Consider the following 20,434-nt stretch of genomic DNA (forward strand, 5'->3'; position numbering starts at 1 on the left):
TGTCTCTTTGAGACAACCTTATTGGTTTTCGGTTGGAAGGTGCTCGCCTTAGGGTGAGCTCCTTTTTAACTCCTTACAGGAGCTGATTGTGAAAGACTTATTAAACTTTCTAAAAGCACAGCATAAGACTGAAGAATTTGATGCGATCAAAATCGGTCTTTCTTCACCAGACATGATTCGTTCATGGTCGTTTGGTGAAGTGAAAAAACCTGAAACGATCAACTATCGTACGTTCAAACCTGAACGTGATGGTCTGTTCTGTGCGCGTATTTTCGGTCCAGTTAAAGACTATGAATGTCTTTGTGGAAAATATAAGCGCCTGAAACACCGCGGTGTGATCTGTGAGAAGTGTGGCGTTGAAGTTACACAGACTAAAGTTCGTCGTGAACGTATGGGTCACATTGAACTCGCGTCTCCTGTTGCTCACATCTGGTTCCTTAAATCACTACCATCTCGTATCGGTCTATTAATGGATATGCCGCTACGTGACATCGAACGTGTTCTTTACTTCGAAATGTATGTAGTGACTGAGCCTGGCATGACTGACCTAGAAAAAGGTCAAATGCTAACAGAAGAAGAATACCTTGATCGCCTTGAAGAGTGGGGCGATGAGTTTGCTGCGAAGATGGGTGCGGAAGCGATCAAAGATCTGCTACGTGCTATGGATTTGGCTCAAGAAGCCGAACTTATGCGTGAAGAGTTACAAACAACGAACTCAGAAACCAAGCGTAAGAAAATCACAAAACGTCTTAAATTGGTTGAAGCCTTCATTTCTTCAGGTAATAACCCTGAATGGATGATCCTAACAGTATTGCCTGTGCTTCCGCCGGATCTTCGTCCTCTAGTACCTCTAGATGGCGGTCGTTTTGCAACGTCTGATTTGAACGATTTATATCGTCGTGTGATCAACCGTAACAACCGTCTAAAACGTCTACTTGAGCTAGCTGCTCCAGACATCATCGTACGTAACGAAAAACGTATGCTGCAAGAGTCTGTTGATGCGCTACTAGACAACGGTCGTCGTGGTCGTGCGATTACAGGTTCTAACAAGCGTCCTTTGAAATCTCTTGCTGATATGATCAAGGGTAAACAAGGTCGTTTCCGTCAGAACTTGCTTGGTAAACGTGTAGACTATTCAGGTCGTTCAGTAATTACTGTGGGTCCTTACTTGCGTCTGCACCAGTGTGGTCTTCCTAAGAAGATGGCACTAGAGCTATTCAAACCATTTATCTACAGCAAGCTGGAAACGCGTGGTCTAGCGACAACGATCAAAGCTGCGAAGAAAATGGTAGAGCGCGAAGAAGCGGTCGTTTGGGATATCTTGGATGAAGTTATCCGTGAACACCCAGTGATGCTAAACCGTGCACCAACACTTCACCGTCTAGGTATCCAGGCATTTGAGCCGGTACTGATTGAAGGTAAAGCGATGCAGCTACACCCATTGGTGTGTGCGGCGTATAACGCTGACTTCGATGGTGACCAAATGGCGGTACACGTACCGTTAACGTTGGAAGCTCAGTTAGAAGCGCGTACCTTGATGATGTCGACAAACAACATTTTGTCACCTGCATCAGGCGATCCGATCATCGTACCTTCTCAGGACGTTGTATTGGGTCTTTACTACATGACTCGCTCAAAAATTAATGACAAAGGCGAAGGTATGTACTTGGCCGGCCCAGAAGAGGCTGAAAAAGCGTACCGTACTAAGTCTGCGACGTTACATGCACGAGTCAAAGTACGTATTACTGAGACTGTGATTGATGAAGATGGCAATAGCACAACAGAAACGAAGATGGTCGATACGACTGTGGGTCGTGCGATGTTGTGGCAAATTGTACCGAAAGGTCTGCCATTTGAAATCATCAACCAAAAACTTGGTAAAAAACAGATTTCTAACTTGTTGAACGTGGCTTATCGTAAGCTTGGCCTGAAAGATACTGTTATCTTTGCAGACCAAATCATGTACACAGGTTTTGCTTATGCAGCACTTTCTGGTGTTTCTGTTGGTATCGACGATATGGTGGTACCAGATGCGAAATACCGTGAAATCGCAGAAGCGGAAGAAGAAGTTCGCGAAATTCAAGAACAGTTCCAATCTGGTCTTGTGACGGCGGGTGAGCGCTATAACAAAGTGATCGATATTTGGGCATCAACCAACGATCGCGTTGCGAAAGCAATGATGAGCAACCTATCGACTGAAACCGTGATTAACCGTGACGGTGAAGAAGAAGAGCAAGAATCATTTAACAGCATCTACATGATGGCCGACTCCGGCGCACGTGGTTCTGCTGCTCAGATTCGTCAGCTTGCTGGTATGCGTGGTCTAATGGCTCGTCCAGATGGTTCCATCATCGAAACACCGATCACTGCGAACTTTAAAGAAGGTCTAAACGTACTTCAGTACTTTATCTCAACGCACGGTGCTCGTAAGGGTCTTGCGGATACAGCATTGAAGACAGCGAACTCAGGTTACCTGACTCGTCGTCTGGTTGATGTGGCTCAGGATGTTGTGGTAACACAAACAGACTGTGGTACTCACGAAGGTGTTATCATGCGTCCTCATATCGAGGGTGGTGATGTAAAAGTTGCATTGTCTGAGCTTGTGCTAGGTCGTGTTGTTGCTGAAGATCTGTTGATTCCAGGTACTGACACTGTCTTACTACCACGTAACACGCTTCTTGATGAGAAACTGTGTGAACTGTTAGATGAAAACTCCATTGACTGGGTGAAAGTACGTTCTGTTGTAACCTGTGATGCTGACTTCGGTTGTTGTGCACAGTGTTACGGTCGTGACTTGGCTCGTGGTCACTTGGTTAACCAAGGTGAATCTGTGGGTGTTATCGCTGCACAGTCTATCGGTGAACCGGGTACACAGCTTACCATGCGTACGTTCCACATCGGTGGTGCGGCATCAACGGCAGCAGCAGAAAACAGCATTAAAGCGAAGAACAACGGTTCTATCAAGCTTCATAACGCCAAGTACGTTATCAACAAAGATAAGAAACTGGTGATCACCTCACGTGCGTCTGAGTTGACAATCGTGGATGAATTTGGCCGAACTAAAGAGAAGCACAAGCTTCCTTACGGTTCTCAGCTAACCAAAGGTGATAACGAAGCCGTTGCAATCGGTGACCTAGTGGCGAACTGGGAAGCGCATACGCTGCCAATCATCACTGAAGTAGCTGGTCGTATCCAATACGTTGATATGATCGATGGTGTTACTGTCGCTCGTCAAACGGATGAACTGACTGGTCTATCTTCAAGTGAAGTGACTGAACCAGCTGCACGTCCATCTGCAGGTAAAGATATGCGTCCAGCTATCAAACTTGTTGATGAGCAAGGTAAAGATGTCATGATTCCTGGTACGGATATGCCAGCTCAATACTTCTTACCGGGTAAAGCGATTGTTAACATCGAAGATGGCGCGGAAGTAAGCGTGGGTGATACATTAGCACGTATTCCTCAGAAATCTGGCGGTAACAAAGATATTACCGGTGGTCTTCCTCGCGTTGCTGACTTGTTCGAAGCTCGTAAGCCTAAAGAACCGGCAATTCTTGCTGAACATACTGGTACAGTATCCTTCGGTAAAGAAACGAAAGGGAAACGTCGTCTTGTGATCACACGCGATGGCGGTGACACTTACGAAGAGATGATTCCGAAACATCGTCAGTTGAACGTGTTCGAAGGTGAGCGTGTTGAACGTGGTGACGTTATTGCTGATGGCCCAGAAACACCACATGACATTTTACGTCTACGTGGTATTCATGCGGTGACTCAATACATCACTAACGAAGTTCAGGAAGTTTACCGTCTGCAAGGCGTTAAGATTAACGATAAGCACATTGAAACGATTGTTCGTCAAATGTTGCGTAAGTGTACGATCACGCATGCTGGTGACTCTGAGTTCCTAGCGGGTGAACAGGTTGAGTACTCTCAAGTTAAGATCTCTAACCGTAAACTAGAAGAAGAAGGCAAAGAGCCTGCACGTTTTGAACGTGAGCTTCTAGGTATTACTAAGGCATCTCTAGCGACTGAGTCATTCATCTCTGCGGCATCGTTCCAAGAAACGACTCGCGTACTAACAGAAGCCGCGGTTTCTGGTAAACGTGATGAGTTACGTGGTCTGAAAGAAAACGTGATTGTAGGTCGTCTAATCCCTGCAGGTACGGGTTTCGCCTACCACCAAGAACGTCAAGCACGACGTGAAGCACAGAAAGAAGGGCCATCTGTTGAACAAGCAACAGACAACCTAGCGGCTTTACTGAATGCAGGCTTCTCTTCGGATGAGTAAGAAAGCGTTATAAAAAAAGGCACCTTCGGGTGCCTTTTTTGTCTCTAACGGGTGAGTGCTACCAAGAGGGTAACTCGTGTTTTACTGATGGTACTAAGCACCTGGTGGATAGGCCAAGCTGTCAGCGATCAGTTGAATTAAGTAATCTTCCGTGCCGAATCGACTTTCAAGAACTTCTCCGATTTCCGAAAGATCTTTGTCCAGATCTTCTAAGTCATCGTCATCTGAGACATCGGCGTATTGGTCGGTAAAATTCAATAACGGGTCATTACTGTCAGAGATCTGGTGATAAGTCTCATTTATTTCAGTTGTCGCCTGAAATCCGGTGGCGTGCCACTTATCCATTATCATGTCATAGATTTTAAAGTGACCTTCTGATATATAATCAACCAGATCTTGGCAAAATACTTGGAGTTCTGCGGGCGTTGGTAGCTCAGCCATAGAAGCCTTTGCAGCACTGGGTTGAAGTGTGACAAGCTTACAGTAAGCAATAATCAATTCTTGTCTCTTATCGAGCCAATGATCGATCACCTTGCTGGAACCGCCCCATTGTTCTTGTGTTTTTTTCAATTGTCTCAGCATAATTTCGCCCTCAATGGCTCATTATTACAATAATGATTGTGCTAGCTATTGGTATTCAACCACCCCTGTTATACGAACAAGACATAAAATGGTTAACACTTATACAAATTAAGGTTGCCAGTAAACCACATTGACTGCAAGTGACGAGGTATGCATATGTTAGAAAAAAGTGATGAACAGAACGCTTATTGGTGTATTGTTTCTGGTTCCGACCTCTGGAGTTTTGATGGTGGTATTCCTTTTGGAACGGCCGCGGGTTTTTCTATTCCACTTGCGGACAGTATTCAGATAGGTTCATATCAAAATTCTCCGGTATTTTGGGTCAATTCGAGCGCGTTAGACTGGTCGCCTGAGTACGTTTCATTGCGTACTTTACTGATGTTGGATACAGAATTATTTCATTTGGTCAGTAAAGCGGTGCAATATGGCCATATGGTCGATAGTCAGCGTTTTTGCTCTGCATGTGGCGGAAGAACGCACTTTAATCATAGTCAGTATGCGATGCAGTGCCAAGATTGTCGTATGATGCATTATCCACGAATCAACAGCTGTATCATTGTGGCGGTACGCAATGGCGATAAGATACTGTTAGCGCAACACCCTCGTCATAAAACGGGGATGTATACCATCATCGCTGGATTTGTTGAGGTCGGTGAGACACTAGAAGGCTGTGTTGCACGCGAAATTTATGAAGAAACCGGGATAACGGTCAAGAATATTCGTTATCAGGCCAGTCAGCCTTGGGCGTTTCCGTCTAACATCATGACAGGCTTCTTAGCCGATTATGCGGCCGGTGAGATAAAACCGGATTATAGTGAGCTTAGCGATGCCAAATGGTTTGGGGTGGATGAGTTACCGGATTTAGCGCCTGTTGGGACCATTGCCAGAACCTTGATAGAGCAAACACTCACCGCAATTCGCCAAGGCGAATAAACGGACTGTATTGGGTGAACGATTCGTGAGACAGTCTTCACCAATAAACCATGATAGAATAATCATTTACCCCATTCGATAGAAAAAAGTGGAAGACGGAATGACAGAAATAAAGAACGATCGGTATTTACGCGCACTGCTCAAACAGCCAGTCGATTGTACTCCAGTATGGATGATGCGTCAGGCTGGTCGTTATCTCCCAGAGTACCGCGAAGTTCGAGCTCAGGCCGGAGATTTTATGTCATTGTGTCGTAATGCGGAATTGGCATCAGAAGTCACTCTACAACCGTTGCGTCGTTTCCCTTTGGATGCCGCTATCTTGTTCTCTGATATCTTGACTATTCCAGATGCGATGGGACTTGGATTGCACTTTGTTGCCGGAGAAGGCCCTAAGTTTGCTTTACCGATCCAGAATAAAGCGGATGTGTTACGTTTGGCTAACCCAGATCCGGAAGGTGAACTACAATATGTGATGAACGCGGTGCGTCAAATCCGCAAAGATTTACAAGGTGAGGTCCCGTTGATTGGCTTCTCTGGTAGCCCTTGGACACTCGCGACCTATATGGTTGAAGGGGGCCCATCGAAAGCGTTCACCAAAATTAAAAAAATGATGTACGCTGAGCCAGCCACCTTGCATTTATTGTTGGATAAGTTAGCTGACAGTGTGATCGACTATTTGAATGCGCAGATTAAAGCGGGAGCTCAATCTGTGATGGTGTTTGATACGTGGGGAGGTGTTCTCACCCCGCAAGATTATCAAGACTTCTCATTGCAGTACATGCATAAAATTGTCGATGGTTTGATCCGTGAAAACGACGGTCGTCGCGTGCCAGTGACCTTATTTACGAAAAATGGCGGCATGTGGCTGGAAAAAATCGTGGCAACGGGATGTGATGCGGTTGGCTTGGATTGGACGATTAATATTGCCGATGCGAAAGCTCGCGTTGGCGATAAGGTGACCTTACAGGGGAATATGGATCCCTCCATCCTCTATGCAAGTCCAGAACGTATTCGACAAGAAGTCGGTACCATTCTCGAAGATTATGGTCATGATGAAACAGGCCACGTCTTCAATTTAGGGCATGGTATTCACTTGGATGTGCCACCTGAAAATGCGGGTATCTTTGTGGATGCGGTGCATGAGTTATCCAAACCCTATTATACGTCTGGTGCATAGCAAGGCGTGGGTGCTCTTTGCGAGCACCCGTTAGGGGCCTAAAGGGGAGTGAGCACATGAAAACCAAAGACAAAATCATTTTTGCTGCGTTGGAGCTGTTTAATGAAAACGGCGAGCGCAATGTGACCACGAATCACATTGCGGCGCATCTTGAGATTAGCCTAGGAAATTTGTATTACCATTACCGGAATAAACAGGAAATTATCCGAGCCATTTTTTCGTTATATTCTGAAGAGCTCATTGATCGCTTTACTCCCTTACAGGGGACTCATGAAAGTCTCACCTTGTTAAAGCACTACCTTAATTCCATCTTTACGTTGATGTGGAAGTATCGCTTCTTCTATGCCAATTTGCCGGAAATTTTGCAGCGTGATGATGTCTTGCATGCGAATTACATTGCGGTACAAGATCGTTTACAAACCAATTTAATTGGCATTGTACGCGCGTTTGTCGACATGGAACTGTTAGAGATTAGTGACGAGGCAATGCCGACGATGTCGACGACGCTGCACTTAGTCGCCTCAACTTGGCTGGCGTATCAATCGGCCATGTCATTGCAAACTCGTATTACCGAGCAAGTCATTCACAAAGGAATGCTACAGGTGATCTCGCTGGTCAAACCGGTGGCGACACCGCTTGGGTTGGAACAACTGGAGTTATTAGAAGAAGGCGTGCAAGCCATGCATGCTTAGTGCCATGAGATATAACTTTTCGTACTTGGTTATCATCGAAAAAGACTGATAGTTTTAGTTTTATCATGATTAGAAGAATGCGATTGAGCTTATGCATTATGACGTATTTAATGGGGATGCAGATGGCATCATTGCGCTTTTACAACTGCGTTTAGAATACCCCTGTGACTCCTTGTATCGTACGGGAGTAAAACGAGATATTCAGTTATTAGAAGGGTTGAGTGTTGCTGAGGGCGATACTGTGACCGTACTGGATATTTCTATGGACAAAAATCATCAGCCCTTACAGGCGCTACTGGCACAAGGTGCGTCCATCTTTTATGCTGATCACCACTTACCGGGCACTATCCCACAGCACCCTCGTTTGATCAGTCATATTCATACCGAGGCAACAATGTGTACCGCACTGATCATCGATCACTTGCTGGAACATCGCTATCACCAATGGGCGATTGCGGCCGCTTACGGCGATAATTTGTCTCAAGTCGCGACGGAAAAAGCAAAACGGGCTCACCTTACGGAATCAACACGTTCGCAATTGGAGCAACTCGGCACGCTGATCAATTATAATAGCTATGGTCGCAGCGTCGCGGATTTGCATTATTCACCGGCAGAGCTGTTTGAACAGCTATTGGCTTACCGAACCCCCGATGCGGTGATCAGTGATCGATCCTCGCCGTTTCATCACTTACAGCAACATTATGCCAATGACATGGCTTTTGCGCTCGAGCAGACCAGAGAGAATCATCCGGCTCTACAGGTTATTCAACTTCCCAATCAAGCGGTATCATTTCGTATTAGTGGCGCACTGGGTAACTACCTTGCCAATCAAGCGCCGACGAAAGCCACGTTGATTTTAACGCCGTTAGAGGATGCAGAGCAGAACTTTATCGTGTCGTTACGCGCGCCACTGGAGAATCGGCAAGGCGCCGGGCAGCTATGCAGTCAATTTGACACTGGCGGTGGGCGTGAAGGGGCTGGTGGCGTGAACCGCTTAGCGAAAGATCAAGTTAATGCATTGATCAGAACGGTATCCGATTTTTATCGTTCGGATACCGTTTATAGGGGTTAGCGTTTTAGCCAGTTAAGTGGGTTTTCGGCTTTACTGTTACGACGAACTTCGAAATAGAGAGAGGCTTGTTGTTGTCCGCCGGTATCACCTGCAAGAGCAATGGTTTCTCCGGCAGCGACACGGTCTCCCTCTTTTTTGGTCAAGGATTGGTTAAACCCATAGAGTGTCATATAACCCTGACCATGATCGATTAATACCATGAGGCCATAACCGCGTAAGTAATCGGAAAATACGATCGTACCCGAGGCGACCGCTTTGACTTTGTCGCCATAATGAGCCTGAATCACAATGCCTTTCCAGTTAATTTGTCCGCTCTGATGTTCACCGAAGCGATGCAAGACCGTGCCCTTGATTGGCCAAGGCAGTTGGTGGCGCTGCTTGGCTAACCCGTCCATGGAAATACTGGCGGCCGCCTGACGAGCCGCTTTTGCTTTTTCGGCTTTAGCGATCTCCGCCTTGAGGCGATTCTCATTCTGTTGCAGTTCAGCAAGATAGACTTTATCCCCTGAAATGCCTTTCTTGATCTTGGCTAATGTCTGACGTCGCTGGGTTTGGCTTTGGTCTAATTGTTGATATTTTTGGGTTTGCTGTTTTAAGAGCTCCGCTATTTTATCTCGTTCTTTATGCAACTGAGATTCACTGTTATCGAGCTCGCGATGAGTGGTTTCTAGCTCGTTAATGGCTTTAGTGCGGGCTTTGGCTAAATGTTGATAATATTGGCTAATGCGATCTTCTTCCATCCCAGAACTGAGGATATGTTCAGTGGAGAAAGAGCGTTCCGTAATGTAATAGGTTTGCAGTAGTGTTTTGAGCTGCTTCGTTTGTTGTTGACGCTGTTGTTCCAAGTGGTCAATTTTTTTACGTAAGGCTGCAATTTTTCGATTCGTCTGTGCTTGCTTACTCTTGGTCTTGTTAATTTGTTTTTTCTGAGCCGCGATATGCAGCTCTTGCTGTTTTAAGTCGTTTTGTAGCGCATCCAACTTTTTACGTTGGCGAGACAACGATAATTCTTGGCGTTGAATTTCATTTTTTACACCCGTTAATTCCTGCTGCGACGCCGCCATGCTGGTTTGAGGCATGGTCATTGCTAGAGCGCTAGCAAATAAGATCGCACTGTTCAGAACAATAGGGGATGAACGTTTCAAAAACGAGGGGCACAACTTTATTAACATTATCGATAAGCTTTTAATGACATCAATGAGTGACCAGTATACCCAAAGCACAGGTTGAGGCGAGTATGCTGTGCAAAAAGTTTGTCATTCTGAACACAAATGAGTGGAAATAAAAACGCCTCCCAGTTGGGAGGCGTTGCTCGTTTGAATACCCGTTACTTGTACAGGACTTGGCCTGACATTTCTTCAGGGATCTCGGTATCGGTCAATGCAAGCATGGTAGGGGCAAGATCAGAGAGTTTACCGTTGTCTTTAAACTCAATGTCTTTGCTACCTACGTAGATTAATGGAACCGGTAGATTGGTGTGCGCAGTGTGTGCACCACCAGTTTCAGGGTTGACCATCATTTCAGCATTACCGTGATCGGCGGTGATCAATAACTGTCCATCGACTTCATTGATGGCTTCAACGATACGACCAATACACGCATCGACGGCTTCACAGGCTTTAACTGCGGCATCGTAATCCCCCGTATGGCCGACCATGTCGCCATTCGGGTAGTTACAGATGATCGCGTCATACTTGCCTGATTTAATCGCAGCCACAAGTTTATCGGTTAACTCTGCCGAGCTCATTTCTGGTTGCAGATCGTAAGTGGCGACTTTTGGCGACGCAACGATTTGACGATCTTCTCCTGAGAACTCGTCTTCGACACCACCGTTAAAGAAGAACGTCACGTGCGCGTACTTCTCAGTTTCAGAAATGCGCAATTGTGTCTTATCGTGTTTTGCTAGCCACTCACCGTACGTATTGGTCAGGCTTGCTGGTGGATAAGCCGTATTCAATGGAATATCCGCAGCATATTGCGTTAGCATCACAAAGTTAACACTTGGGAATGTTTCACGCTCAAAACCGTCGAACTCAGGTACAAATGTACGTGTGATTTCACGAGCACGGTCAGCACGGTAGTTCATGAAGATAACGGCATCGCCATCTTGCATGGCCGATGAATCTTGACCGTCTGATTGGATAAGCGTGGCTTTCACAAACTCATCGTTTTCTTCACGAGCATAAGCGTCTTCAAGCCCTTGCGTCGCGCTTGTTGCCGAGAACTGGCCTTTGGCTTGTGAGAGCAAGTCATACGCTTGTTGGACACGATCCCAGTTATTGTCACGGTCCATTGCATAGTAACGACCAATTAAGCTCGCTATGCGGCCTTTACCGAGTTCCGCAAACAGATCGTCAAAGCGCTCTAATGAGCCTTTAGCACTGCGTGGCGGGGTATCGCGTCCGTCTAGGAAGCAGTGTAAGTAGATACGCTCGGCACCCCGATCGGCGGCCATTTTTACCGCGGCATAAATATGATCTTCATGAGAGTGAACACCACCTGGAGACATGAGGCCCATAATATGCACAGCTTTACCCGCATTGACTGCGGAATCGATCGCCGCGACAAGGGTTTCATTTTTCTCAAATTCACCATCGGCAATGGCCTTGGTCACTCGGGTCAAATCTTGGTAGACCACACGACCGGCCCCAATATTTGTATGACCGACTTCTGAGTTACCCATTTGGCCGTCAGGCAAGCCCACATCTAAACCAGACGCAGAGATGAGCGTATTTGGCTGAGTTTTTGCGAGTTCGTCAAGCACTGGTGTGTTTGCATTATTAATGGCGTTACTGCTGTTGTCATCACGATGACCCCAGCCGTCTAGAATTACTAGTGCCATTGGCTTTTTCGCTGCCATATTTAAGACCTCATTCAGTTCAAAATTATTGAAATTAGCGTAATTTTACTACACTTTTTGTGCTTAGCAGTAGTGTCAGATCAATGATTTTGCCTATCAATTCCATTGTTGATCTTGGCATATCCTACTCTACACATTGGTGTGTATATTTGATAGGACCTAGTCCGTTATTGGTATTTTTTCGCAAGGCTCGCTAACCTCCATACCGTGTATAACCTGACCATACCATAAAATGGCTCACCGTGTTTTATATGAGGTGAGCGATGAGTGAAAACTAGGTTTACGAACAAAACGATCTGCCCATAAAGTCAGGGGTTGGCGGTATGGAGGTGTTAGAAAAGCACAAAAAAGAGAAGAGGTGGATGCCGAAGCGCAAGGGGGGCGCTTCGGCATATCGCGATATCGAGTCTTTAATCAACGCTAGGGCGAGTGTGGGCGTAAGGCGTGCCCATACGTGTTGTCGCGCCTGAGCGCATGGTGTCATCAAACTCAATTTGTTCTTTGGCAAATAAATTGATGACAGTCGACCCCAGTTTAAAGCGGCCCATTTCTGCGCCTTTGTCTAAATGAATCGCTTTGTCGCCTGATGCTGGATAGTCCCAATGATGCACACTGCAACCGCGTGGTGGCGTGATAGTGCCTGCCCACACGACTTCTATACTGCCGACAATGGTCGCTCCGACTAAGACTTGAGCCATCGGTCCATGCGCTGTATCGAAAATACACACGACACGTTCATTACGCGCAAATAAGTTCGGGACATTTTGAGCCGTTAGAGGATTAACGGAAAAAAGGTCGCCAGGGATATAAATCATCTGACGCAGCGTCCCCGCGCAAGGCATGTGCACGCGGTGATAATCGCTAGGAGACAGATAGATGGTCGCAAAGTCACCGTCTTGGAATTGAGCCACGAGCGCGGCATCGCCGCCAAGTAATTCTTGAGCTGAAAAATCGTGTCCTTTAGCTTGAATCAATTTGCCATCATTGATGTAGCCAAATTGGCTAACCGCGCCATCAGCGGGATGTACCAAGCCTTGAGGATCATCGGCAATAGGTCTAGCGTCCGCTTTGAGGGCGCGCGTGAAAAAGTCGTTAAATGTAGCGTAATGACCCGGATCCGGATGCAGAGCTTCATTCATATCCACGCGATAACGCTTGATAAACCAGCGAATCACCGCGGTAGTGAGACGTCCAGCTTGTGCCGATGCGAGTTTACCTAAAAGTTCGGTAAGCGCACGTTGTGGGATCCAATACTGTAATCCCACCTTCAATTTGTCCATGGTGTTAGGTTCCAAAATTATTTACTCTGATTTGGCGACAATAGTACTGAATGGTCGTGAAAAAGCCAGTAAAGTTCTTATTGTCGGTAAATTATGGGTTAACGAATATCGGATTTTTTATCTCTTGAATACTGACGATTGGCTTTGTTTTCGCCCATGCTCTCGATGATTCGGTGATAGTTTTCAAAGCGCACTTGGCTGATTTTACCGTCTTCCACACCTTGCCGTAACGCACAGCCTGGATCGTTAAGATGTTTACAGTCGCGAAACTTACATTCTCCTAAAAATGGATGGAATTCGCGATAGGCTTGAGCGATATCTTCCGGTGCCAAGTGCCAGAGACCAAACTCACGAACCCCAGGAGAATCAATCAAATCGCCACCGGTTGGAATGTGATAAAGCCGTGCCGCCGTCGTCGTATGTTGACCTAACCCAGAGTTTTTCGATACAGCGCCTTCTTCGGCGATGGGGGTCGTTTGTGGCATCAATGCATTGACTAAGCTTGATTTACCCACCCCAGATTGCCCAACAAAGATATTGATTTTATCGCTGAGGTAAGAGGAAAGTGCCTCGATACCTTCCCCAGTTTCTTTACTGACGAACACAACGTCATAGCCGATATCTTTGTACAGGGTTAGCCACTCTTGATAGGTGTCACGTTGTGTTTGGTCGAGAAGATCGATTTTATTGAGGACGATCAGCGGCGTGATACGCAACGTTTCGGCAGCAATTAAGTATCGATCAATGATGTTGAGTGACAACTCTGGCAGTACTGAAGCAATGATGACCATTTGGTCGACATTGGCGGCTACCGGTTTTAAACCATCATAATAATCGGGACGTGTGAGAACCGAATGGCGTTCTTCAACCGCTTCAACCACCCCAGAAATACCCGACAGTGTTTCGATACCTGGGCGCCAAATGACGTTATCACCGGAGACGAGAGATTCAATACTGCGTCGCAAATTACAACGGTGGATGATCCCTGTTTCGGTGTCTTCCACGTCAGCATGTTGACCAAATCGGCTAATGATTAAGCCTTTTTGCGCACTTTCTAGCATCGACTCATCCCATTGGATGGTTTCTTCTTGTTGCAGTCGTTTGTGCTGATTGTGTCTTACTCGCCTTACTTGGCCTTTTGTCAGCTTTTTTCTCTTTGCCACTATGTTTCTCTTTACGTGAGTGAGTGAGAATATCGGCTGCATGTATACCAGCAGATAGAACGAAATCCAAGAGGTGACGGTATCTTGGGTTTCTGAATTTAGGTATAGTACCTTTTTTCATGATAATCCCAAATAGGCGGCTAGCTATGTCTTTTAATGAACACAACTTAATCTGGATTGATTTAGAGATGACTGGACTGGATCCTGAAGTTCATAAAATTATTGAAATTGCCACCATCGTAACGGATTCTGAGCTGAATATCCTCGCAGAAGGTCCTGTATTGGCGATTCATCAGCCAGAAGCGGAACTAGAGAAGATGGATGAGTGGTGCACGACGACGCATACCGAGAGTGGGTTGGTTGAGCGTATTCGACAAACCACCGTCACGGAAGAGCAAGCTGTCGCGCAAACTATTGCCTTTCTTGAGCAGTGGGTTCCGAAAGGCGCATCACCTATCTGTGGGAATAGCATTGGTCAGGATCGTCGCTTCTTGTATAAGCACATGCCTGATCTTGAACAATATTTCCATTATCGTTATCTTGATGTCAGTACGATTAAAGAGTTGACGCGTCGTTGGCAGCCGGAGTTGCTCAATGGCGTAACGAAGAAAGGCAGTCATTTAGCGTTAGATGATATTCGCGACTCGATCGCTGAGCTGCAATACTACCGTGAAAACGTGTTTTCAATCTAACGACGAATGTCTGTGAGAGTGTGATGGTGGTTTTATCAGCACGCTGTTGAAAAACGAAGACTTATCTGGTCGCTTTTTCATCATAAGCAAAAAAAATCTCTTTTTTTTCAATTAAAGACTTGCATCACACTCAAATGCTCTTATAATTCGCAGCCCTAACGACGGGAAACAACGTTAAGTATGCGACACTAGCTCAGTTGGTAGAGCGCGACCTTGCCAAGGTCGAGGTCACGAGTTCGAACCTCGTGTGTCGCTCCAAATCCTTTTAAAGGTGACGGAGTTTTCAGTTAAGAGTGCGACACTAGCTCAGTTGGTAGAGCGCGACCTTGCCAAGGTCGAGGTCACGAGTTCGAACCTCGTGTGTCGCTCCAAGTTTTCATTGTACTTTAACAGTGACACAATCGGACGCGGGGTGGAGCAGTTTGGTAGCTCGTCGGGCTCATAACCCGAAGGTCGTTGGTTCAAATCCGGCCCCCGCAACCACATTTGATTATTCGGTGATTATGTCGGGTAATGCAGAGTGCGACACTAGCTCAGTTGGTAGAGCGCGACCTTGCCAAGGTCGAGGTCACGAGTTCGAACCTCGTGTGTCGCTCCAAGTTTTCATTGTACTTTAACAGTGACACAATCGGACGCGGGGTGGAGCAGTTTGGTAGCTCGTCGGGCTCATAACCCGAAGGTCGTTGGTTCAAATCCGGCCCCCGCAACCACATTTGATTATTCGGTGATTATGTCGGGTAATGCAGAGTGCGACACTAGCTCAGTTGGTAGAGCGCGACCTTGCCAAGGTCGAGGTCACGAGTTCGAACCTCGTGTGTCGCTCCAAGTTTTCATTGTACTTTAACAGTGACACAATCGGACGCGGGGTGGAGCAGTTTGGTAGCTCGTCGGGCTCATAACCCGAAGGTCGTTGGTTCAAATCCGGCCCCCGCAACCACATTTGATTATTCGATGATTATGTCGGGTAATACAGAGTGCGACACTAGCTCAGTTGGTAGAGCGCGACCTTGCCAAGGTCGAGGTCACGAGTTCGAACCTCGTGTGTCGCTCCAAGTTTTCATTGTACTTTAACAGTGACACAATCGGACGCGGGGTGGAGCAGTTTGGTAGCTCGTCGGGCTCATAACCCGAAGGTCGTCGGTTCAAATCCGGCCCCCGCAACCACTTTATATCCAATTATTGGATCGTTCCGATTCAATAATCATCTCTTGTGCGACACTAGCTCAGTTGGTAGAGCGCGACCTTGCCAAGGTCGAGGTCACGAGTTCGAACCTCGTGTGTCGCTCCAGTTACTTCTTATGAAGTCGATATTCATTGCATGTCTGCAATGGCTAAAAACGAATATATGTCTGTAGTTACTTTGCAACATGCATGGTTCGAAAGTCATTGATGGGATGCTTGATACCAGTCAATCTCTTCCTCAATGTCTTTCATGTACAGTGATGTTATGACTTTAGACACGTTTATGTGGATAGAGTAACATTATCACTGAATGCGTTTTATATCGCTCATACAAGGCTGATAAAGTGATGGCGTCGGTCTGAGTGCTGACACAATATGAAGACAGCTGCATTCGTCAATGAATGGAACTGAGTCTGTCTGATTGAGCTAATCATGCAATCACGAGATTGTTATTAAGATCACAATGGTATTTGCTATCGCCGTCGATATTTGTGCTATTTTTAATGTCTAACACGGATTGTGTTCTCTTAATGCTGTGAAGCATCATTCCTAAATTAGCGTTGACATACATTCTTTCTTTTCTTAATTTGCAGGACACCGACTGGTGGGCCTGTTTTTCGCGTTGCTCACGAGTTCTAAACGAATAGTTAACAGACTTATCCACAAAATAAATCTGTGGATAACTTGGTGCATAAAGTGTTTTTGAGTAGAAAAAATCAGCATCTTGTCCAAGATCGTTTTTGAGATTTGAGTTTTTATTATGAGTCTATTTTTTCATAACTTTATGTTTTTGTTGGTTTTTATTGAGTTTTCCAAAGCGTAATCACAAGAAAAAAAAGATCATTAACTAAAAAACACTTGATCCTAATCATTTATTTGTGTTGTGACTAACTTTAAGCAGCTTAGGGAAAAAGTCGGATGTGATATTTTTGTCCACATTTTGATTGATAAACTAATGTCAAGGGTCAAGATGTCAAAATGACGGTTTTTTTAGGCATCTCGCGGTAAGCCTTTTTGAACAATTCGAATCAATCTCTCTTTTTTCCTATCTTGAAAGGGCAATTGATTTTCTTGTTGTTGCAGTGCCCATTCAATATGGACATCGAGCAGCTCTGACTGACCCAGCGTGTCCGTCAATGTATCAATGATGCGTTGTGAGTATGGCGCATTTCCCATGGCAATAATTAAATTGCGACGCCACTGTTCATGGCCAATTCGCCGAATCGCAGACCCTTCCATCTTTTTCAAGAAGGTTTTTTCATCCCATGAAAATAAACGGAGTAAATCGGGGTCCTGAAACATTTCACGACGTTGAAAATCAGGTTGAGTGGTGAGATCAGCAAAGCGATTCCAAGGGCAGACTAATTGACAGTCATCGCATCCGTAGATACGGTTTCCCATCAGGGAACGGAATTCCTCAGGGATAATACCGGCGTATTCAATAGTCAGATAAGAAATGCAGCGACGTGCATCCACAACCCCATCGGCGACAATGGCGTTGGTTGGGCAAGATGTCACGCAGGCTCGGCATTGACCACATTGGTTTTCTGATGGCGTGTCGACTGGTAATGGGAGATCAATCAAGAGTTCGCCAAGAAAGAACCACGACCCATCATTCTCATCGAGAATCAATGAGTGTTTCCCTGTCCAGCCTAATCCCGCTTTTTGCGCCAGTGGTCGCTCTAAAACAGGGGCGGAATCCACAAATGGACGATACCCTAATGCACCGACTTCTTCTTTGATCTTTTCGCCCAGTTTTTTGAGTTGGTTACGCACAAGCTTGTGATAATCTCGACCTAGCGCATAACGACTCACATACGCTTGAGTCGTATCGCTTAGGTTTGTGGCGAAGTGCGCATCTTGCGGTAGATAGTTCATACGAGCACTGATCACTCGAACCGTCCCCGGTAATAACTCGGCTGGACGCGCACGCATCATACCGTGTCGCTCCATCCAGTCCATATCACCGTGATAGCCAGCATCAAGCCATTGTTGCAGAGCGGCTTCTTGATCAGACAGATCCACATCGCAGATGCCCACTTTGGCAAAACCTAATTCATAGGCCCATGATTTAATATTCTCAACGAGTGCGTGATAATCCATAACAGCTCTGTCAGTATAGAGGATCGCGAATGTTAACGGATCTCGTGCATGGGATCCAGCCTGTATTATTGGATAATTTAACAGGAAACTAGGGATGTTTTTCCGTTTGCTTACACGAGAGTTCTTGTTAATTAATTACACTACAGTTTACTATTCTCTACTGGGAAATTTTTTACGCCTTTTGGCCATAGATTTGAGATGACAGTTAGATGACCACGAAGACATTTACGTTAAAAAACGAGCAAGACACCGTTGCGTTAGGCGCTGCAATGGCTGGATTGTGTCAGCAACAGACCACGTTATTTTTATATGGCGATCTCGGTGCTGGTAAAACAACATTCAGTCGTGGTTTTATTCGCTCGCTTGGGCATGAAGGTAAAGTGAAAAGCCCAACGTACACTCTGGTGGAGCCATACGAATTGAGCGATTGGCGTGTGTATCATTTTGATCTCTATCGATTGGCGGATCCTGAGGAATTAGAATTTATGGGTATTCGTGATTATTTTACTGCGGATGCGATATGTTTGGTGGAATGGCCTGACAAGGGTCACGGCTTATTACCACAAGCGGATGTTATTGTTGATTTACGTTATGATGGTGAACAAAGACATGTCACCTTGACGGCCAATAATCAGTATGGAAATACGCTAATAAGTCAATTGGAGTTATTTTGATCGCCGTTCGTTCCTGTTCTCTCTATGTATTCTTAGGGTTATTCATTGCTCTCTTTACGCACTCGGTGAGTGCGAATACCTTAAAAAGTCTTCGAGTATGGCCATCACCGGATGACACTCGGGTGGTGATTGACGTGAAAAGTAAAGTCACGTTCAGTTACTTTCGTTTGTCGAGTCCGGAACGCTTGGTGGTGGATTTGCACGATACCACGCGTAACGCGCGTTTGCCGATCACGATCAGCGATAGCCAGATTCTGAAAAAAATCCGTGCCAGCTCACCACCGGAAAAAGGCACCACTCGACTGGTGCTTGAGCTGAAGAAGCGTGTTTCTCCAAAAGTGTTTACGCTACCGCCAACCCCTGGGGGGCAGTACGGACACCGTTTAGTGATCGATCTTCCCAACAGTGATAAGCCGGACGCTGCGAAGGCGAAGCAACAAAACCCAATTACCCACACTGACTCGTCGTCAACGAAAAAAGCACCGCCACCGAAAAATCAAGATATCGTGATCGCGGTGGATCCTGGGCATGGTGGGGAAGATCCAGGATCGATAGGACCGGGGCGACGTTTTGAAAAAAATGTGACGCTCAGTATTGGTAAGAAGTTGGCGAATCTGATTGATCGTGTACCCGGCATGCATTCGGTGATGACGCGTAAAGGGGATTATTACGTCAGTTTGAATCGCCGTACGGAAATCGCCCGTGAGCATGGCGCGTATTTATTAATCTCCATTCATGCCGATGCTTTTCGTTCTCCTAAGCCTCGTGGAGCGTCAGTCTTTGTATTGAATACTCGTCGAGCGAATACCGAGATCAGCCGTTGGGTTGAGAATCACGAAGAGCAGTCTGAATTGCTGGGTGGGGCCGGTGCGGTGTTAGCGAAAAAGAACAGCGACCGCAATGTCAGCCAGACCTTATTGGATTTGCAATTTAGTCACTCACAAAAAGAAGGGTTCAAGCTCGCGTCCGATATTCTTGGCAAGCTTGGAAAAGTGGCGCACTTGCATCGCAGTAAACCGGTCAATGCCAGCCTCGCGGTATTGAAATCGCCGGATATTCCTTCAGTGTTGGTAGAAACGGGCTTTATTTCTAACCCTTCAGAAGAAAGGTTACTGTTCCAGCAAAGTCACCAAGAAAAAATTGCCCGCGCTATTGCAACGGCCATTGTTGAGTACTTTAAAGAGAACCCACCGCAAGGGACAATGTTTGCTAGTCATGGTAAACCCCGCCATTATACCGTGAAAAGCGGTGATTCGTTATCCGTGATCGCACAGCGTTATGGTGTTTCGGTTGCCAACATCAAGAAGGCAAACGATATGAGCGGGAATGTGCTGTCCGTTGGGCAGACGCTGACCATCCCTCGTGGCAGTTCCTCGATTCAAGTTCCTGAAGTCAGTCATCAAGTCGAAACGGAGACCATTTATCATAAAGTGGTGAAAGGTGACTATTTAGGTAAGATCGCCGCCCATTATAAGGTGTCGGTGGATGACATAAAACGTGAGAACCATTTGCGATCGAATGTGTTGTCACTGGGACAAAAGCTGAAAATCACGGTGAGCTTAAAAGATAAACCGGTGAGAAAGCATAAAGTCGCGAGAGGCGAGTATCTAGGGAAGTTGGCGAGTAAGTATGGGGTGAGCATCAATAGCATTCGCAATGCGAACCACCTAAAAACAGATTCTCTGGCGGTCGGGCAAGTGTTGATTATTCCAAATAAATAAGACGTTAACGAT

The 20,434-nt window shown here is 46.1% G+C and carries 14 protein-coding genes and 10 tRNA genes; 18 read left to right on the forward strand and 6 right to left on the reverse strand.

The genetic code is table 11. The annotated features are described in order from the left end of the window. Positions 1-88: 88 nt before the first annotated feature. Positions 89-4,291 carry a DNA-directed RNA polymerase subunit beta' gene (rpoC, locus tag EAE30_RS06255; RefSeq protein WP_123015198.1) on the forward strand — a complete coding sequence of 1,401 codons (4,203 nt, stop codon included), beginning with the start codon at positions 89-91 and terminating at the stop codon, positions 4,289-4,291. 93 nt (positions 4,292-4,384) lie between these two features. Here rpoC and rsd read toward each other — a convergent pair whose 3' ends face one another. Further along, complete coding sequence (rsd, locus tag EAE30_RS06260) at positions 4,385-4,873, reverse strand: sigma D regulator (RefSeq protein WP_123015199.1); 489 nt, start codon at positions 4,871-4,873, stop codon at positions 4,385-4,387. A gap of 156 nt (positions 4,874-5,029) precedes the next feature. Here rsd and nudC point away from each other — a divergent pair, with 156 nt between their 5' ends. The 4 genes from nudC (at position 5,030) to EAE30_RS06280 (ending at position 8,747) form a co-directional block, all read left to right on the forward strand. Continuing rightward, positions 5,030-5,806, forward strand: a complete 777-nt coding sequence (gene nudC, locus EAE30_RS06265) for an NAD(+) diphosphatase (RefSeq protein WP_123015200.1) — start codon at positions 5,030-5,032, stop codon at positions 5,804-5,806. A gap of 100 nt (positions 5,807-5,906) precedes the next feature. Next, positions 5,907-6,983: a uroporphyrinogen decarboxylase gene (gene hemE / locus EAE30_RS06270; protein WP_123015201.1), complete on the forward strand. Its 1,077-nt coding sequence runs from the start codon at positions 5,907-5,909 to the stop codon at positions 6,981-6,983. A gap of 56 nt (positions 6,984-7,039) precedes the next feature. Next, positions 7,040-7,675: a TetR/AcrR family transcriptional regulator gene (locus tag EAE30_RS06275; protein WP_123015202.1), complete on the forward strand. Its 636-nt coding sequence runs from the start codon at positions 7,040-7,042 to the stop codon at positions 7,673-7,675. A 91-nt stretch (positions 7,676-7,766) separates the two neighbouring features. Beyond that, entirely contained in the window at positions 7,767-8,747 is a 981-nt protein-coding gene (locus EAE30_RS06280; RefSeq protein ID WP_123015203.1) for a DHH family phosphoesterase, read from the forward strand. On the opposite strand, the gene EAE30_RS06285 is transcribed toward EAE30_RS06280, so the two are convergent. The 4 genes from EAE30_RS06285 to rsgA form a co-directional block, all read right to left on the reverse strand. Continuing rightward, complete coding sequence (locus EAE30_RS06285) at positions 8,744-9,919, reverse strand: murein hydrolase activator EnvC family protein (RefSeq protein ID WP_123015204.1); 1,176 nt, start codon at positions 9,917-9,919, stop codon at positions 8,744-8,746. The genes EAE30_RS06280 and EAE30_RS06285 overlap by 4 nt on opposite strands. 155 nt (positions 9,920-10,074) lie before the next feature. Next, positions 10,075-11,607: a 2,3-bisphosphoglycerate-independent phosphoglycerate mutase gene (gene gpmM / locus EAE30_RS06290; RefSeq protein ID WP_123015205.1), complete on the reverse strand. Its 1,533-nt coding sequence runs from the start codon at positions 11,605-11,607 to the stop codon at positions 10,075-10,077. Between the two features lie 410 nt (positions 11,608-12,017). Then, a complete protein-coding gene (gene asd, locus EAE30_RS06295) occupies positions 12,018-12,887 on the reverse strand; it encodes an archaetidylserine decarboxylase (protein ID WP_123015206.1) in 870 nt (289 codons plus the stop codon). Positions 12,888-12,985: 98 nt separating this feature from the next. Then, positions 12,986-14,050 carry a small ribosomal subunit biogenesis GTPase RsgA gene (rsgA, locus tag EAE30_RS06300; RefSeq protein WP_123015207.1) on the reverse strand — a complete coding sequence of 355 codons (1,065 nt, stop codon included), beginning with the start codon at positions 14,048-14,050 and terminating at the stop codon, positions 12,986-12,988. Positions 14,051-14,196: 146 nt separating this feature from the next. On the opposite strand from rsgA, the gene orn reads away from it, so the two are divergent. The 11 genes from orn to EAE30_RS06355 all read left to right on the forward strand — a co-directional run bounded on the left by orn (position 14,197) and on the right by EAE30_RS06355 (position 16,030). After that, a complete protein-coding gene (gene orn / locus EAE30_RS06305; RefSeq protein ID WP_123015208.1) occupies positions 14,197-14,742 on the forward strand; it encodes an oligoribonuclease in 546 nt (181 codons plus the stop codon). A 182-nt stretch (positions 14,743-14,924) separates the two neighbouring features. Continuing rightward, positions 14,925-15,000, forward strand: a tRNA-Gly gene (locus EAE30_RS06310). A 37-nt stretch (positions 15,001-15,037) separates the two neighbouring features. Beyond that, positions 15,038-15,113: transfer RNA gene (locus tag EAE30_RS06315), tRNA-Gly, on the forward strand. Positions 15,114-15,148: 35 nt separating this feature from the next. Then, a tRNA-Met gene (locus tag EAE30_RS06320) sits at positions 15,149-15,225 on the forward strand. A 39-nt stretch (positions 15,226-15,264) separates the two neighbouring features. Then, positions 15,265-15,340 (forward strand) — tRNA-Gly (locus tag EAE30_RS06325). A gap of 35 nt (positions 15,341-15,375) precedes the next feature. Next, positions 15,376-15,452, forward strand: a tRNA-Met gene (locus EAE30_RS06330). A 39-nt stretch (positions 15,453-15,491) separates the two neighbouring features. Then, positions 15,492-15,567, forward strand: a tRNA-Gly gene (locus tag EAE30_RS06335). A 35-nt stretch (positions 15,568-15,602) separates the two neighbouring features. Then, positions 15,603-15,679 (forward strand) — tRNA-Met (locus tag EAE30_RS06340). A gap of 39 nt (positions 15,680-15,718) precedes the next feature. Next, positions 15,719-15,794 (forward strand) — tRNA-Gly (locus tag EAE30_RS06345). A gap of 35 nt (positions 15,795-15,829) precedes the next feature. Continuing rightward, positions 15,830-15,906: transfer RNA gene (locus EAE30_RS06350), tRNA-Met, on the forward strand. Positions 15,907-15,954: 48 nt separating this feature from the next. Then, positions 15,955-16,030, forward strand: a tRNA-Gly gene (locus tag EAE30_RS06355). Between the two features lie 884 nt (positions 16,031-16,914). On the opposite strand, the gene queG is transcribed toward EAE30_RS06355, so the two are convergent. Next, a complete protein-coding gene (gene queG, locus EAE30_RS06360) occupies positions 16,915-18,027 on the reverse strand; it encodes a tRNA epoxyqueuosine(34) reductase QueG (RefSeq protein WP_123015209.1) in 1,113 nt (370 codons plus the stop codon). 209 nt (positions 18,028-18,236) lie between these two features. Here queG and tsaE point away from each other — a divergent pair, with 209 nt between their 5' ends. Beyond that, a complete protein-coding gene (gene tsaE / locus EAE30_RS06365; RefSeq protein WP_123015210.1) occupies positions 18,237-18,701 on the forward strand; it encodes a tRNA (adenosine(37)-N6)-threonylcarbamoyltransferase complex ATPase subunit type 1 TsaE in 465 nt (154 codons plus the stop codon). Further along, positions 18,695-20,422, forward strand: a complete 1,728-nt coding sequence (locus EAE30_RS06370; RefSeq protein ID WP_390257939.1) for a LysM peptidoglycan-binding domain-containing protein — start codon at positions 18,695-18,697, stop codon at positions 20,420-20,422. Before tsaE ends, EAE30_RS06370 begins: the two co-directional genes overlap by 7 nt. The last annotated feature ends 12 nt before the right edge of the window (positions 20,423-20,434 follow it).

The sequence above is a fragment of the Vibrio zhugei genome, from assembly GCF_003716875.1.
Taxonomy (GTDB): Bacteria; Pseudomonadota; Gammaproteobacteria; order Enterobacterales; family Vibrionaceae; genus Vibrio; species Vibrio zhugei.

Coding starts and splice junctions, on each gene's coding strand:
- EAE30_RS06280 (WP_123015203.1), top strand. CDS start 7,767: ATGCATTATGACGTATTTAATGGGGATGCAGATGGCATCATTGCGCTT.
- rsd (WP_123015199.1), bottom strand. CDS start 4,873: ATGCTGAGACAATTGAAAAAAACACAAGAACAATGGGGCGGTTCCAGC.
- asd (WP_123015206.1), bottom strand. CDS start 12,887: ATGGACAAATTGAAGGTGGGATTACAGTATTGGATCCCACAACGTGCG.
- queG (WP_123015209.1), bottom strand. CDS start 18,027: ATGGATTATCACGCACTCGTTGAGAATATTAAATCATGGGCCTATGAA.
- hemE (WP_123015201.1), top strand. CDS start 5,907: ATGACAGAAATAAAGAACGATCGGTATTTACGCGCACTGCTCAAACAG.
- gpmM (WP_123015205.1), bottom strand. CDS start 11,607: ATGGCAGCGAAAAAGCCAATGGCACTAGTAATTCTAGACGGCTGGGGT.
- EAE30_RS06275 (WP_123015202.1), top strand. CDS start 7,040: ATGAAAACCAAAGACAAAATCATTTTTGCTGCGTTGGAGCTGTTTAAT.
- orn (WP_123015208.1), top strand. CDS start 14,197: ATGTCTTTTAATGAACACAACTTAATCTGGATTGATTTAGAGATGACT.
- nudC (WP_123015200.1), top strand. CDS start 5,030: ATGTTAGAAAAAAGTGATGAACAGAACGCTTATTGGTGTATTGTTTCT.
- tsaE (WP_123015210.1), top strand. CDS start 18,237: ATGACCACGAAGACATTTACGTTAAAAAACGAGCAAGACACCGTTGCG.
- EAE30_RS06285 (WP_123015204.1), bottom strand. CDS start 9,919: ATGTTAATAAAGTTGTGCCCCTCGTTTTTGAAACGTTCATCCCCTATT.